The sequence below is a fragment of the Streptomyces sp. NPDC049627 genome (assembly GCF_044465645.1).
In the GTDB taxonomy this organism is placed as follows: Bacteria; Actinomycetota; Actinomycetes; order Streptomycetales; family Streptomycetaceae; genus Streptomyces.
On record NZ_JBITLW010000008.1, the window covers coordinates 260,526 to 272,982 of the forward strand.

Below are 12,457 nucleotides of genomic sequence, written 5' to 3' on the forward strand. Positions count from 1 at the left end.
GGCGATTCAGCGCCGCTCGTCCGTCCCGGCCACCTTCCCCGTCGCCAGCGCCACCCTGTTCCATGTGTTGATCGTGAGGATCAGGGCCAGGACGTGGGCCAGTTCCTGCTCGTCGAAGTGGGCCGCGGCGCGGGCGTAGACCTCGTCGGGGACGCCGCCGTCGGCCACCAGGGTCACCGCCTCCGTCAGGGCCAGGGCCGCCTGTTCCTTCTCGGTGAAGAAGTGGCGGGCCTCGCGCCAGACCGCGACCATGTGCAGCCGGTCCTCGCTCTCACCGGCCTTGCGGGCGTCGTTGGTGTGCATGTGGAGGCAGTAGGCGCAGTGGTTGAGGTGCGAGGCACGGATCTGGATCAGCTCGACGAGCGCCGGGTCCAGGCCCTCGCGGGCGGCGGCGTCGAAGCCGACGAGGGCGCGGAAGGCCTTCGTGGCGGATCGGGCGAAGTTCAGCCGGGTGCTCTCGGGTGCGGTCGTGTTCGTCGTCATGCAGATCAACCTACGGAATGGAAAGACCGGCCGTAGGGTGCATTTCCATGACGGATTCATGGGTCAATTACGCCGAGCGCATCGGCACCGACCTGCACCTGGAGCTGTCCGGCCCGGGGGGCCGGCGGGCCGCGTTGACCCGTGCGCTGCGGGAGACCGTGCGCAGTGGCCGGCTCGCGCCCGGCACCCGGCTGCCGCCATACCGCTCGCTCGCCGCCGACCTCGGGGTCGCCCGCAACACGGTGGCCGACGCCTACGCGGAGCTGGTCGCCGAGGGCTGGCTCACCGCACGACAGGGCTCGGGGACGAGGGTGGCCGAGCGCGTCCAGCCCTTGCGGCGTGCCGAGCGAGTGCCCCGTAAGGCACCGCCACGCGCGCGTGGACCTCGGCACGACCTGCGGCAGGGCACCCCGGACGCGTCGGCGTTCCCGCGCGCGGCCTGGCTGGCCTCCTACCGGCGGGCTCTCCAGCAGGCGCCGAACGAGGTCTTCGGGCCCGGTGACCCCGCCGGACGCGTCGAACTGCGGGAGGCCCTCACCGAATACCTGGCACGCGCGCGTGGCGTGCGCACCGAGCCGGGCCGGATCGTGATCTGCTCGGGCTTCGCGCACGCTCTGCGGCTGCTCTTCGGCCAGGACAGGGGCGGCGGGCGCGGCGTGCTGCGCGGGCCGCTGGCCGTGGAGGCGTACGGGCTCGGCTTCCACCGGGAACTCCTCGCCGCCGGAGGCGTACGGACCGCACCGCTCCCCCTCGACGGGGACGGTGCCCGCGTCGACCGGCTGGGGCGCGAGCGGGCCGTGCTGCTGACGCCCGCGCACCAGTTCCCGACCGGCGGCCCGCTGCACCCCGAGCGCCGCGCCGCGCTGATCGACTGGGCACGCGCGCGTGGGGGCGTGGTGCTGGAGGACGACTACGACGGCGAGTTCCGCTACGACCGCAAGCCCGTGGGCGCCGTCCAGGGCCTCGACCCGGATCGGGTGATCTTCATCGGCTCGGTCAGCAAGAGCCTGTCGCCGGCAGTGCGGCTGGGGTGGATGGTGCTGCCGGAGCGGTACGTCGACGACGTGCTCGCGGCCAAGGGGGAGCGCGAGGCGTGGGCGAGCGTCCTCGATCAGCTGAGCCTGGCCGACCTCATCGCCTCCGGGGCGTACGACCGTCATGTACGGCGTATGCGGCAGCGGTACCGGAGCCGTCGCGACCGCCTCGTAGCGGCGCTCGCCGAGCACGCGCCGCACATCGGGGTCACCGGTGTCGCCGCCGGGCTGCACGCCGTGCTGCGGCTGCCGCCCGGCACCGAGCGCTCCACGGTCAAGGCAGCCACCTGGCAGGGCATCGCCCTGGACGGCCTCGCCGAGTTCCGGCACCCGGAGGCCCCGGAGACGGACACGCCGGTGCGTGACGGCCTCGTCGTCGGCTTCGCGACCCCCTCGGAGCATGCGTACGGGGCGGCCCTGGAGGCACTGTGCGGGGTGCTGCCGCCGGTCGAGGAGCCGGGTCGGGAACGGCGACGGAGACCGGACGGCGACTGAGGCGCCCGGCACCGCGAGCCGGCCTTGCCCGGGGCGCCGCACCGAGCACACGCCTCGCCCGGCCCCACGGCACCGCACTCCTGCCCGCGAAGGAGCCCGCCCGTAGCGCCTCCTGCCCGGGGAGGAGCCGGGGACCGCTGCCGCTGGACGATTCGTCCCGTCCCGGCATACCGCCGCCTTCCGATTTGTTCTCCCATGTGTCCGAAAAGTGACTTCTGGGCTACATGTATCCGAACAGGAGTGGGATCATCGGAGCAGGAGGCGTGCTGTCGTCGCACCCGGGACCGGGTCGGTAGCGGCTCGCCCCCATCCTTCGTTCCGTCGTCAGGCGCAGGGCCACCCCCGCGCGTCCCCCCTGTTGGCGGTCGGTCCTGGAGGGTGTTCGATGACGACGCTCGATGAACGTCATGGAGAAGCTGCCCGCGACGGGGAACAGCACCGGGGCGACGCCGCCCCCGGACCGGCCGAGGCGTACGGCCCGGCCGTCGTCCCGCTCGACCAGCCCGGCGCCGTACTCCCCCAGCTCATAGGGTCCAAGGCCGCGAACCTCGCCCGCGCGGCCCGCGCGGGACTGCCCGTCCTGCCCGGGTTCGTGATCCCGCACCGGGCGCGCGGCGACACGGTGGCCTTGCGCCGCGCCTGGGACGAGCTCTCGGGCGACGGCGCCCTCCCCCTGGTCGTACGGTCCTCCTCGCCGCAGGAGGACACCGAGGAATCCTCGCTGGCGGGCCAGTTCGCCTCGGTGCTCGACGTACGCGACTGGCGGGGCTTTCGTACGGCCGTACAGACCGTGCTCGACTCGGCGCGCCGTCCCGACGGGTCCACGGCGCCGATGGCGGTGCTGGTGCAGCCCATGCTCACGGCACGGGTCGGCGGGGTGATGTTCGGCGCCGACCCGGTCGCGGGGCGGGCCGACCGGCTGCTGGTCAGCGCGGTGCGCGGCGGTCCGGACAGCCTGGTCGGCGGTGCGCAGGCCGGCACCGACTACTGGCTGAGCGGGCACGGACGGCTGCTGCGGACGGAGAGTTCGCAAGAGGCGGCGTCGGCGGAGGACTCAGGGGACTCGCGGAGGAGGTCCCCTACGGATCCGCCGGCCCTGCCCTCCTTGAACCCGCACGCCGCGTCCGCGGAGGGCGGCTCGCTGCTCACGCGGGCCGAGTTGTTCCGGCTGGCGCGGCTCGCGCGGCAGGTCCGGCGGGTCTTCGGCGGGCCGCAGGACGTGGAGTTCGGGTTCGACGCGGACGGGCGGCTGTGGCTGTTCCAGAGCCGGCCGATCACGGCGATGGCGGCGCGGCCGGCCCGCGGGGCGCGGCTGCTCGGGCCCGGTCCGGTGGCGGAGACGCTGCCGGAGCAGTTGGCACCCCTGGAGGAGGACCTGTGGGTGGCGCCGATGGACCGGGGGCTCGCCGCCGCGCTCGACATCGGGGGCACGGCCCCGCGCCGGCTGCTCAAGTCGGTGCCCGTGGTCACGACGGTCGCCGGACGCGCCGCCGCCGACCTGCGCCTCCTCGGCGCGGTTCCGCCGCGGCACCGGTGGCTCGCGTGGCTGAACCCGGCGCCCGGCGCGCGCCGGCTCGCCGCCGCCTGGCGGGTGGGCCGCCTCGCGTCCTCCCTGCCCGGGCTGGCGGCCGATCTCGTCGCCGACGTGGACCGCCGTCTGGCCGAGATCCCGTCACCCGGGTCGCTCTCGGGATCCGCTCTGGCCGCGGAGCTCCGCTGGACCCGGCGGGTCCTGGTCTCCCTGCACGCCCAGGAGGCACTCGCCGGAGCCCTCCTCGGCGAACCACCCAAGAGCCGCACCGCGGCCGGAACGGCCCTGGCCGCCCTGGCCGAGGCCCGCGCGCGGGGCGTGCCGGACGACCGGATCGTCGCCGCCGACCCCGTGATCCTGGCCCTCACCTCCCCGACCCTGCGCGGCCGCGGGCGACTGCCGAGCGCCCCGGCAACCGCCCCGCCGACGACCGCGACCGACCCCGCCCAGGCCCCGACGGCAGAGCAGAACGGCCAGCCACAGCACACGAGCACACCCGACCGGCACAACGCCGAACCCGGTCGGCCGACGACCCGCCTGCCGACCACCGGCACCCCCCGCCCCCATGCACCACCGACCCGCACCGCACAAGCGGGATCCGCGGGCAACGGCCACCGCAGCCACCCGCCCTCCCCGCGCCCGCCGGCCCTCGAACCGGCTCGGCGAGCCACCCCTGCCGAGCCGCCCCTCGCCACTCATGTCACGGCGCCCGCTCATGTCACGGCGCCCGCGGGCCGCCGTGCGCCGTCCACCATGGCCCCTCAGGCCACTCCCCACCCAGAAGCGGCCCCTCAGGCCACTGCCACTCCCCACCCAGAAGCCCTCGCCCCCGCCCTCCCTGAACCGGCCGGCACGCACCCCTTCACCACACCGGCCACTCCGTCCCCCCACCTCACCCCCCTCCCACCCCGCGAAGCCCTCCGCCTCCGTATCCGCTGGGTGCAGGAGCTGCAGGTGCGGCTCGTGCGGGAGGTTGCGCGGCGGCTGGGGATCGACGTGGAGCGCGTCGGGCTGTTGCGGTGGGCGGAGCTGGCCGCCGTGCTGGGCGGCGCGGCGCTGCCCGGTGACCTCCACGCGCGCGTGCCGCAGGCCGCGTCGCCACCGCTGCCCGACGCCTTCCGGCTGGCCGACGGTCAGGTCGTCGTCACCGAGCGCGCGGCGGGCCGGGGCGACGGAGTGCGGGGTGTGTCCGCGGGGCGCGTCGTCGGGACCGTATGGGACGGGGCGGGTCCCCGGCCGGTGGACGCCGTGCTGGTCGTCCGCACCCTGGACCCCGCGCTCGCCCCGCTGCTGCCCGGGCTGACCGGCCTGGTCGCCCAGACCGGCAGCCCGCTGTCCCATCTGGCCGTACTGGCGAGAGAGTTCGGACTCCCCGCGGTGGTCGGCGCGACCGACGCCGTGCGCCGTTTCCCGCCCGGCTCCCGGCTCTCCGTCGACGGGACCGCCGGTGACGTACGACTGGGGGACGTGTCATGAGGAAGATCGCGTACGTCCTGGGAGCGCTGGCCGCCACCGGCGCGGGCACCTACCTCATCGTCTATCTGTACCGCTGGCAGTGGCAGCGGGCGATGATCTGCGGGGTGTTGCTGCTGGTGGTGGAGGTGATGCTGTTCGCGCTGGTGACGCTGGGGCGGCTGAGCCGGATCGAGGAGCGGCTGCGGGACACCGACCGGCGGCAGCGGGAGCTGGACGCCCGCCAGGAGGACGTGCTGACGCGGCTGCGGGAGCCGGCCGTGGCGCGCGAGGAGACACGGTTCCGCTGGCTGGAGGACCCGGCGGACCGGGCGTACGTCTTCGTCCCGGTCCTCATGGTCGCCGGAGTGGTGCTGTCCGGGCTCGCCTGGGTGGTGCAGAGGGTCGCGTCGGCCACGGCCAGACCCGCCGAGCGCCGTCTGGCCGGGCGGCTGGCCGTCCTCGCCGCACCCGATCCGGCGGCACCCGGCGACCTGGACGACCTCGACGATCTGCCGAAGCTCGGCGCCGGGGCCTCCAGGGGGCACACCGCGCGCGTGACCGGCGTCGCGGTCTTCGGTGTCGCCCTGCTCGCCGCGCTGGTCGTGGGGCTCGCCGATCTCACCCAGACCAGGGCGGAGGAGGCCAACGAGCACCAGGCGACCTCGGTGCTCGTCCGGATCGACCTGCGGGGGCCGGGCATGTCGTCCGAAGGCAAGGCACTGGCCGCACACCAGATCTGGGAGAGCTGCCGGCACTCCACGGCCGCACCGCTGCGGCACGCCCCCCTCGGCGACCTCGGGAACGGCATGTTCGCCGGGGTCGTGCGGCCCGCGCTCACCGATCACGACCTGTTGCGGCTGCGCGGCTGTCTGGAGGACGCGACGCTGGAGCGCGCCCATCTCACCGTGGTCGGCGTCTCCGACGTGGAATCGGGCGGCGACTCCCGGTGACCACGGAATCGAGTGACCGGTCCGGCAAATGAGACATAGTGCACAGAATCGGACGTAGCGCCCTATTGATCACAGACCCGGGGGTACCCTTCCAAGGCGTCCTCGTCCCCTAGTCCCCCAGGTCGCCCATGGCTGTTCTCACCGCAACGCTGCCCCGTCCTGCCCTCCGCAAGCGCCCGCTCTCCCGGCGTGCACTGCGGATCCTCCTCGGCATCGTGATCGGTTACCTCGTTCTCTGGGCAGTCGGCGCAGGCAGCATCCTGGGGGCCTCGTACTGGGCCCGCGAGGAGACTCCGGCGCCTGCCGGAACCCGCTCCGTCCAGGGCGTGAACCACTTCCAGCCCGTGGATCCCGCAGGCCGGCTGTGGCGCGGCTCCGCCCCCTCCCCCGCGGGCTACCGCGCACTGGCGGGCATGGGGATCACCACCGTCGTCGACCTGCGCGCCGAGCACATGAGCGCGGCCCAGCTGGCCGAACCGGGCAAGGTCGGGCTGAAGGTCGTACGCCTGCCGATCCGTGACGGACAGACGCCGTCGCCGCAGCAGGTGCAGCGCTTCCTCGGCGTCGTCTCATCGGCGTCCGGCCCGGTCTTCGTGCACTGCGGCGCGGGTGTCGGCCGTACGGGCGCGATGGTCGCCGCGTACCTCGTGAAGACCGGCGAGGAGTCGCCGTCGCAGGCGGTCCGGCGCAACCTCGCGGTCGGACCGCCGTCGCTGGAGCAGATCTACTACGGGCTCAACCTCAGCCCCGCCAAGGCCGAGCAGCCGCCGCTGCCGGTCGTGGTGGTGAGCCGCCTGGTGGACGCTCCGCGGCGCCTCATGTCGTACCTGTAAGCACGCAAGGGGACCGTAGGACCACGCCTGCTACGGCTTGCGCCCCACCGCCCCGTACCCGGGAATGACCCCGTCGTCCTGCCCGGGCACCGGCTCGCCCAGCTCGGGGTGCCAGTGGTGGGGCACTTCCACGCCCGGCTCGACGAGTTCGAGGCCGGTGAAGAAGCGGATGAACTCCTCGCGGGAGCGCAGGGCCAGCGTGACGCCGGCCGCCTTGAGCTTCTCGGTCGCCGCCCTGGACTCCTCGGGGGTGAAGTCGGCGGTGGCGTGGGAGACGACCAGGTAGCTGCCGGAGGGGAGTTCGGACAGCAGCCGGCCGACCAGCTCGTGCGCGCCGTCCTCGTCGGAGACGAAGTGCAGCAGTGCGACGAGGGACAGGGCCACCGGCTCGCGGAAGTCCAGGACGCGCTTGGCGCCTTCGAGGATGGCGTCCGGGTCGCGGACGTCGGCCTGCAGGTACTCCGTCGCCCCCTCCTCGGTGCCGCGCAGCAGGGCCGCCGCGTGCGCGAGCACGATGGGGTCGTTGTCGCAGTAGACGACACGCGCGTCCGGCGCGATCTCCTGGGCCACCTGGTGGAGGTTCGGCTCGGTCGGGATGCCGGTGCCGACGTCGAGGAACTGGCGGACGCCCTGCCGGGCGAGCCAGCGGGTGGCGCGATGCATGAACGCGCGGTTGACCCGCGCCATCACGGGGACGCGCGGGTCGAGGGTGAGCATCTGCTGCCCCATGGCCTCGTCGACCGGGTAGTTGTCCTTGCCCCCGAGATACCAGTCGTACATGCGTGCGGGATGCGGCTTGCTGGTGTCGATCTCGACGAAACGGTTCCGCCCGGTCATGACGAACTCCATGAGGGTCTGCAGCAGTAAATGTTCAACTCGGCATCAAAATAAGGGAATCGACTCAGCAACAAGGTCACGACAGCAGGAAGTCCGCCTCCCCCGCCTTGGCACCCTCGATGAACGCCGTCATCTCGGCCGGGGTGTAGATCAGCGCCGGCCCGTCCGGGTCGGTCGACTGACGGACGGCGATCCGGCCGTCGGCGAGCTTCATCGCCTCCAGGCAGCTGCCGCCGTTGCCGCCGCTCCACGGCTTGTGCCAGCCTTCGCTGCCCAGGTCCCGCGCGGGCATGCCGTTGTAGACGCGTATGCGCGGCTTGATGCGATCCATTCACAGCTCCTTGCGGAGACCCCGGAGGATCTCCTTCGTGCGATGTGCCGTGGCGGCCTGCGCCGCCATGCGGTCCATGACCTCGAGATGGGTCGCCACCTCGACGCGCGCGTCGAGGTAGACGGCGCCGGTCAGGTACTCGATGTAGACCATGTCCGGGAGTTCCGGCACGGCGAATCGGAACAGCGCGAAGGGCCCGTACGTGCCGGGGTGCGGCCCGTTCGCGAACGGGGCCACCTGCAGCGTCACGTTGGACAGCTTCGTCGCTTCGAGCAGCCTGTCGATCTGGGCACGCATCACCTCCGGGCCGCCGACCCGGCGGCGCAGCGCGGTCTCGTCCATCACCACCCACAGCCGGGGTGCGTCGTCACGGGTGAGCAGTTGCTGGCGTTGCATGCGCAGGGCGACATGTCCCTCGATGTCGTCCGGGCTGGTCTGGCCGATGGCGCCCGACCGCAGCACCGCGCGCGCGTAGTCCTCGGTCTGCAACAGACCGGGCACGAAGTGCGGTTCGTACGACCGGATGAGCGAGGCCGCGCCCTCCAGGCTGACGTACATCGAGAACCAGCCGGGCAGGATGTCGTGGAACCGCTGCCACCAGCCGGGCTTGTTGGCCTCTTCGGCCAGCTGCACGAAGGCGTCGGCCTCGTCGTCCGCGATGCCGTAGGCCTTCAGGAGCAGTTGGAGGTACGGGATCTTGAGCGCGACCTCGGCCGTCTCCATACGGCGGACCGTGGCGGGAGCGACGCGGAGGATGCGGGCCGCCTCCTCGCGTTTGAGTCCGGCGCGTTCCCGCAGGTCCAGCAGGCGCCGACCGAGAACCACCTGACCGACCGTCGGCGCGGACCGCGGCTCGCTCACGCCCCACCTCCACGATGAATCCCGACAGACGACTGAATCCGGCAGGCCGACCGGGCCCTGACAGGTTGTGCGGTCCCGACAGACTTCCCCCTCCTGACGGGCCGACTGAATCCTGACAGGCCGACGGCGCCATTCGAAGACCTATTCGAAGATCGCGGTGGATCTTCGGTGATCCCAACTGGCGCCGTTCGACATGCTGTTGCGAGCAGTGTGCCACGGCCTTCCAGAGAGTCACACGGCACTCTGCAATTTTCAGAGTGACGCTTGCCAAGTGTTCACGACGGGGCGATAGTGGCAAGCGTGATTCCGTCCCCGCCCTTAGGAACAGACGCCGCCGCGGTCCCCCACGACCTCGGTGCCGCCCCGGTAGTGGGACCCCAGCGGGGAACCGCCGCCGAGCGCCGGTTCCGCTTCGAGCTGGCCGCGCATCCGGGTTCTCCCGCGCAGGCCAGACGCCTGACCAGAGCTCGGCTGAGCGGCTGGTCGGTGTGCGAGGACACCTGCGACACGGCGGCTCTCGTCGTGTCCGAGCTGGTCACCAACGCGATCGTGCACACCGCCAGCGAGCACATCGTCTGCGAGGTGCACGACGGCGCCGAGCTGGTGCGGATAGCCGTGCGTGACGAGGGTTGCGCGCCGGGTGAGCCCCACCCGTTGGCGACGCGGCCCGAGGAGGAGCACGGGAGGGGACTGCTCATCGTCGACGCCCTCTGCCATGCGTGGGGGGCACAGGAGCAGGGGACCGGACTGGTGGTCTGGGTGGACCTGCCGCGCGGGGCCGCGTTCCGGGCGGCCTCCCGCGGCGGCGCTCACCGGGACGCCGGGCCGTGCAACGACCTCGGATGGGGGTCCCGGCCCAAGCAGGGATCGTCCGGGGGCTCCGGTGACGAGGACGAGGCGCAGGGGCGGCACGGCAGGGAGACGGGGGCCGGATGGCTGTGAGCGGGGCGTCCGGCGGGGGTCAGGTGCTGAGCCTGGACACGCTGGTACGGCTCCGTCGTGGCCTGCGGACCGGTGACGGCCCTCGGCGGCTGCCCGTTCCCGAGGGGATGACGGCGCCCCTGGGCTGCGACGCGGTCGCGGTTCCCGCCCGCTTCGGGCCTCTCGTTCTGCCCCGGTTGCCTCGGGTGGGGTGTGTCTACGCCGACGAGGCGCACTGGTGGTGGATCGTGCCGTCGGACTCCGACTATGCGCTGGAGTGGCCGGCGTCAGTGCGGTATGCGACGGGGGCCGTGGTTCTGGACGTTCCTCGGCTGATCCATCGACCGGACGGGACGGTGCCGTACACGCCGCCGATTCCGCTGTATCTGGCGCTGTGCCGGGTCATGGGGACTACGCCGGCGTGGTCGCGGCAGCTCAGCGCGTGAGGCTCCGCCGGGGGCCGTCTTGTTTTTCGCCCCCGCCGCCCCTACCCGTCCCATCCTGAAGGGGCTCCGCCCCCTCCACCCCGCCAGGGGGCTGCCGCCCCCTGGACCCCCGCTTCGGCCCCTAAAGGGCCTCGTCCTCAAACGCCGGACGGGCTGAATGCAGCTGACCGGCGTCGAAGAGCGCGGGCAACGGCGCTGCCCCTCCCGCGTCATCCGAAGTGCGGCGCACGCCCGCGCGCACCCCCGCCTCCCACTTGCGCCCTCCCCCGAACCCGCCCACCCCGCCATAGTGGCCCTCCGTCACGAGGGACGGTCGGGGGAGGCTGCGTGGTGGGGAAGAAGCGTCGTTCCGGTGAGGTCGCGGCCGAGGTGTCCGAGTCGGAGCGGCTGTTGTTCGGGGGTGCCCTGCGGTACGACATGGGGTGGAATCAGCACCGGGACGCCTTTCTGGAGTTGAACTTCCGGGCCATGGTGACGCGGTTGCCGTCGCTGTTGGGGTCCAGCTTCCGCCTCGCCTGGCAGGCCGATCGGCGGGCCGCGCGGACGGTGCTGGGCGCCGAGGTGGTCCGAGGACTGGCGCAGGCGGTCGGGCTGCTCGCCGTCAACAGCGTGCTGGGGCGGATCATGGGAGGCGGGCCGCTGGAGGAGCGGTTACGCGGCGCGGTTCCCGCGCTCGTCGCCATGGCCGCCGTGATGGTGGTCTCGACGCTGCTGCGGGCCGCGTCGACGTATGCCACCGGGCGCCTGGAGCCCAAGGTGGAGCGGGTGGCGACCGAGCTGTACCTGGAGCGGGCGGCGGCCGTGGAACTCGCCGCGATCGAGGACCACGCCTTCCACAAACTGCTGGACACCGCGCAGTACGGGGCCTCCTCCGCCCGCCGCATGATCTCGTACAGTACCCGTGTCGTGAACGCGGCCATCTCGCTGATCGCGGCGGCGGGCGTGCTGACCGTGCTGCACCCCGCCCTGCTCCCGCTCCTCGCCACCATGACCCTGCCCAGCGCCTGGAGCGCCCTGACCAACGCGCGCCGCCGCTACGAGTCGTTCCACACCTGGGTGCAGCATTCCCGCGCGGGCCATCTGATCAGCGGGCTGCTGACCGAGCCGGCCGCCGCGCCCGAGATCCGCGTCCATGGCGTGGGGCCCTTCCTTCTGCGTCACTACCGGGCCGTGTCGGAGACGGCGGAGGCGGAGCAGGCCCGGCTGGCCCGGCTCGCGGCGCGAACGGGGCTGATCGCGGCGGTGTGGACAGGGCTCGCGACGGTCGCGACGTACGCCACGCTGGGCGGGCTGCTGCTCGCCGGCGCCATGGCGCTCTCCGTGGCGGGTACGGCCGTGATCGCCATCCGCACCGGCTCGTCGAGCCTCGACAGTCTGGTCCTGGAGGTCAACGCCCTGCACGAGGAGGCCCTCTTCGTGGGCGACCTGCAGCGGCTGTACGCCGAGGCGGCCGAGCGGGCGATTCCGGTCGGCGGAGCACCGTTGCCCGAGGACCCCGAGGAGATCCGCTTCGAGCACGTCAGCTTCTCCTACCCCGGCGAATCCTCCCGCCCCGCCCTCGACGACGTCACGCTCACCCTCCCGCTCGGCCGGATCATCGCCCTGGTCGGCGAGAACGGCTCCGGGAAGACGACCCTGGTGAAGCTGCTGGCGGGCCTGTACACACCCGACCGCGGCCGCATCCTCTGGGACGGCGTCGACGCGGCCACCGCCGACCGGCACCAGCTCGCCGAGCGCATCGCGATGGTGGCCCAGGACTTCAAGCGCTGGCCGTTCACCGCCAGGGTCAATGTGGCCGTCGGGCGTTCGTCCGCGCCCCTCACCGAGGAACGCCTGGCCGCCTCGCTCGCCGAGGCCGGGGCCGAGGAGGTGGTGGCCGATCTGCCGCGCGGCCTGGACACCCTGCTGGCCCGGCAGTTCAGCGGCGGGCACGAGCTGTCCGGCGGGCAGTGGCAGCGCCTCGGGATCGCCCGGGCCGCCTACCGGCGCGGCCGCATCCTGATCGTGGACGAGCCTACGGCGGCCCTGGACGCGCGGGCCGAGCTGGAGGTCTTCGAGAAGATCCGCGCCCTGGCCTCCGCCGGTCAGACGGTCGTCCTCATCACCCACCGGCTGGCGTCCGTACGCCATGCCGATCTGGTGCACGTCCTCGACCAGGGCAGGCTCGTGGAGTCCGGGACACCGGACGAGTTGCTGGCCACCGGCGGGGTCTACGCGGAGCTGTACTCGCTCCAGGCCGAGCAGTTCACGGCACGGGTGCCCGCACCGAAAGCCGGCTGA

11 protein-coding genes are annotated in these 12,457 nt (G+C 73.0%); 7 read left to right on the forward strand and 4 right to left on the reverse strand.

The genetic code is table 11. The annotated features are described in order from the left end of the window. Nucleotides 1–6 precede the first annotated feature (6 nt). Nucleotides 7–483, reverse strand: a complete 477-nt coding sequence (locus tag ACIBU0_RS23290) for a carboxymuconolactone decarboxylase family protein (protein ID WP_398821306.1) — start codon at nt 481–483, stop codon at nt 7–9. Nucleotides 484–530: 47 nt separating this feature from the next. On the opposite strand from ACIBU0_RS23290, the gene ACIBU0_RS23295 reads away from it, so the two are divergent. The 4 genes from ACIBU0_RS23295 to ACIBU0_RS23310 all read left to right on the forward strand — a co-directional run bounded on the left by ACIBU0_RS23295 (nt 531) and on the right by ACIBU0_RS23310 (nt 6,781). Beyond that, nucleotides 531–2,012 carry a PLP-dependent aminotransferase family protein gene (locus ACIBU0_RS23295; RefSeq protein WP_398821308.1) on the forward strand — a complete coding sequence of 494 codons (1,482 nt, stop codon included), beginning with the start codon at nt 531–533 and terminating at the stop codon, nt 2,010–2,012. A 385-nt stretch (nt 2,013–2,397) separates the two neighbouring features. Further along, nucleotides 2,398–5,019, forward strand: coding sequence for a PEP/pyruvate-binding domain-containing protein (locus ACIBU0_RS23300; protein ID WP_398821310.1), 2,622 nt, complete (start codon nt 2,398–2,400; stop codon nt 5,017–5,019). Continuing rightward, nucleotides 5,016–5,948: a hypothetical protein gene (locus tag ACIBU0_RS23305; protein ID WP_398821312.1), complete on the forward strand. Its 933-nt coding sequence runs from the start codon at nt 5,016–5,018 to the stop codon at nt 5,946–5,948. Before ACIBU0_RS23300 ends, ACIBU0_RS23305 begins: the two co-directional genes overlap by 4 nt. Before the next feature lie 128 nt (nt 5,949–6,076). Further along, nucleotides 6,077–6,781: a dual specificity protein phosphatase family protein gene (locus ACIBU0_RS23310; protein ID WP_398821314.1), complete on the forward strand. Its 705-nt coding sequence runs from the start codon at nt 6,077–6,079 to the stop codon at nt 6,779–6,781. A 30-nt stretch (nt 6,782–6,811) separates the two neighbouring features. Here the strand turns inward: ACIBU0_RS23310 and ACIBU0_RS23315 are convergent, their stop codons facing one another. From ACIBU0_RS23315 to ACIBU0_RS23325, 3 genes are all read right to left on the reverse strand, one after another. Next, nucleotides 6,812–7,630, reverse strand: coding sequence for an SAM-dependent methyltransferase (locus ACIBU0_RS23315; RefSeq protein ID WP_398821316.1), 819 nt, complete (start codon nt 7,628–7,630; stop codon nt 6,812–6,814). A 64-nt stretch (nt 7,631–7,694) separates the two neighbouring features. Continuing rightward, nucleotides 7,695–7,949, reverse strand: a complete 255-nt coding sequence (locus ACIBU0_RS23320) for a DUF397 domain-containing protein (protein WP_398821318.1) — start codon at nt 7,947–7,949, stop codon at nt 7,695–7,697. Next, entirely contained in the window at nt 7,950–8,810 is an 861-nt protein-coding gene (locus ACIBU0_RS23325; RefSeq protein WP_398821320.1) for a helix-turn-helix domain-containing protein, read from the reverse strand. Nucleotides 8,811–9,101: 291 nt separating this feature from the next. Here ACIBU0_RS23325 and ACIBU0_RS23330 point away from each other — a divergent pair, with 291 nt between their 5' ends. From ACIBU0_RS23330 to ACIBU0_RS23340, 3 genes are all read left to right on the forward strand, one after another. Then, nucleotides 9,102–9,752 (forward strand): ATP-binding protein, encoded by a 651-nt coding sequence (locus ACIBU0_RS23330; protein WP_398821322.1) that lies wholly within the window; start codon nt 9,102–9,104, stop codon nt 9,750–9,752. Beyond that, nucleotides 9,743–10,177, forward strand: coding sequence for a hypothetical protein (locus ACIBU0_RS23335; RefSeq protein ID WP_398821324.1), 435 nt, complete (start codon nt 9,743–9,745; stop codon nt 10,175–10,177). The genes ACIBU0_RS23330 and ACIBU0_RS23335 overlap by 10 nt, the downstream gene beginning before the upstream one ends. A 417-nt stretch (nt 10,178–10,594) precedes the next feature. Then, the gene (locus tag ACIBU0_RS23340; RefSeq protein ID WP_398821751.1) at nt 10,595–12,457 is read left to right on the forward strand and encodes an ABC transporter ATP-binding protein; all 1,863 of its coding nucleotides are present in this window, start codon (nt 10,595–10,597) and stop codon (nt 12,455–12,457) included.

What these genes read in the sequence shown, in the direction of transcription:
- ACIBU0_RS23290 (WP_398821306.1), bottom strand. Translation starts at nt 483, where the DNA reads ATGACGACGAACACGACCGCACCCGAGAGCACCCGGCTGAACTTCGCC.
- ACIBU0_RS23295 (WP_398821308.1), top strand. Translation starts at nt 531, where the DNA reads ATGACGGATTCATGGGTCAATTACGCCGAGCGCATCGGCACCGACCTG.
- ACIBU0_RS23300 (WP_398821310.1), top strand. Translation starts at nt 2,398, where the DNA reads ATGACGACGCTCGATGAACGTCATGGAGAAGCTGCCCGCGACGGGGAA.
- ACIBU0_RS23305 (WP_398821312.1), top strand. Translation starts at nt 5,016, where the DNA reads ATGAGGAAGATCGCGTACGTCCTGGGAGCGCTGGCCGCCACCGGCGCG.
- ACIBU0_RS23310 (WP_398821314.1), top strand. Translation starts at nt 6,077, where the DNA reads ATGGCTGTTCTCACCGCAACGCTGCCCCGTCCTGCCCTCCGCAAGCGC.
- ACIBU0_RS23315 (WP_398821316.1), bottom strand. Translation starts at nt 7,630, where the DNA reads ATGGAGTTCGTCATGACCGGGCGGAACCGTTTCGTCGAGATCGACACC.
- ACIBU0_RS23320 (WP_398821318.1), bottom strand. Translation starts at nt 7,949, where the DNA reads ATGGATCGCATCAAGCCGCGCATACGCGTCTACAACGGCATGCCCGCG.
- ACIBU0_RS23335 (WP_398821324.1), top strand. Translation starts at nt 9,743, where the DNA reads ATGGCTGTGAGCGGGGCGTCCGGCGGGGGTCAGGTGCTGAGCCTGGAC.
- ACIBU0_RS23340 (WP_398821751.1), top strand. Translation starts at nt 10,595, where the DNA reads ATGGGGTGGAATCAGCACCGGGACGCCTTTCTGGAGTTGAACTTCCGG.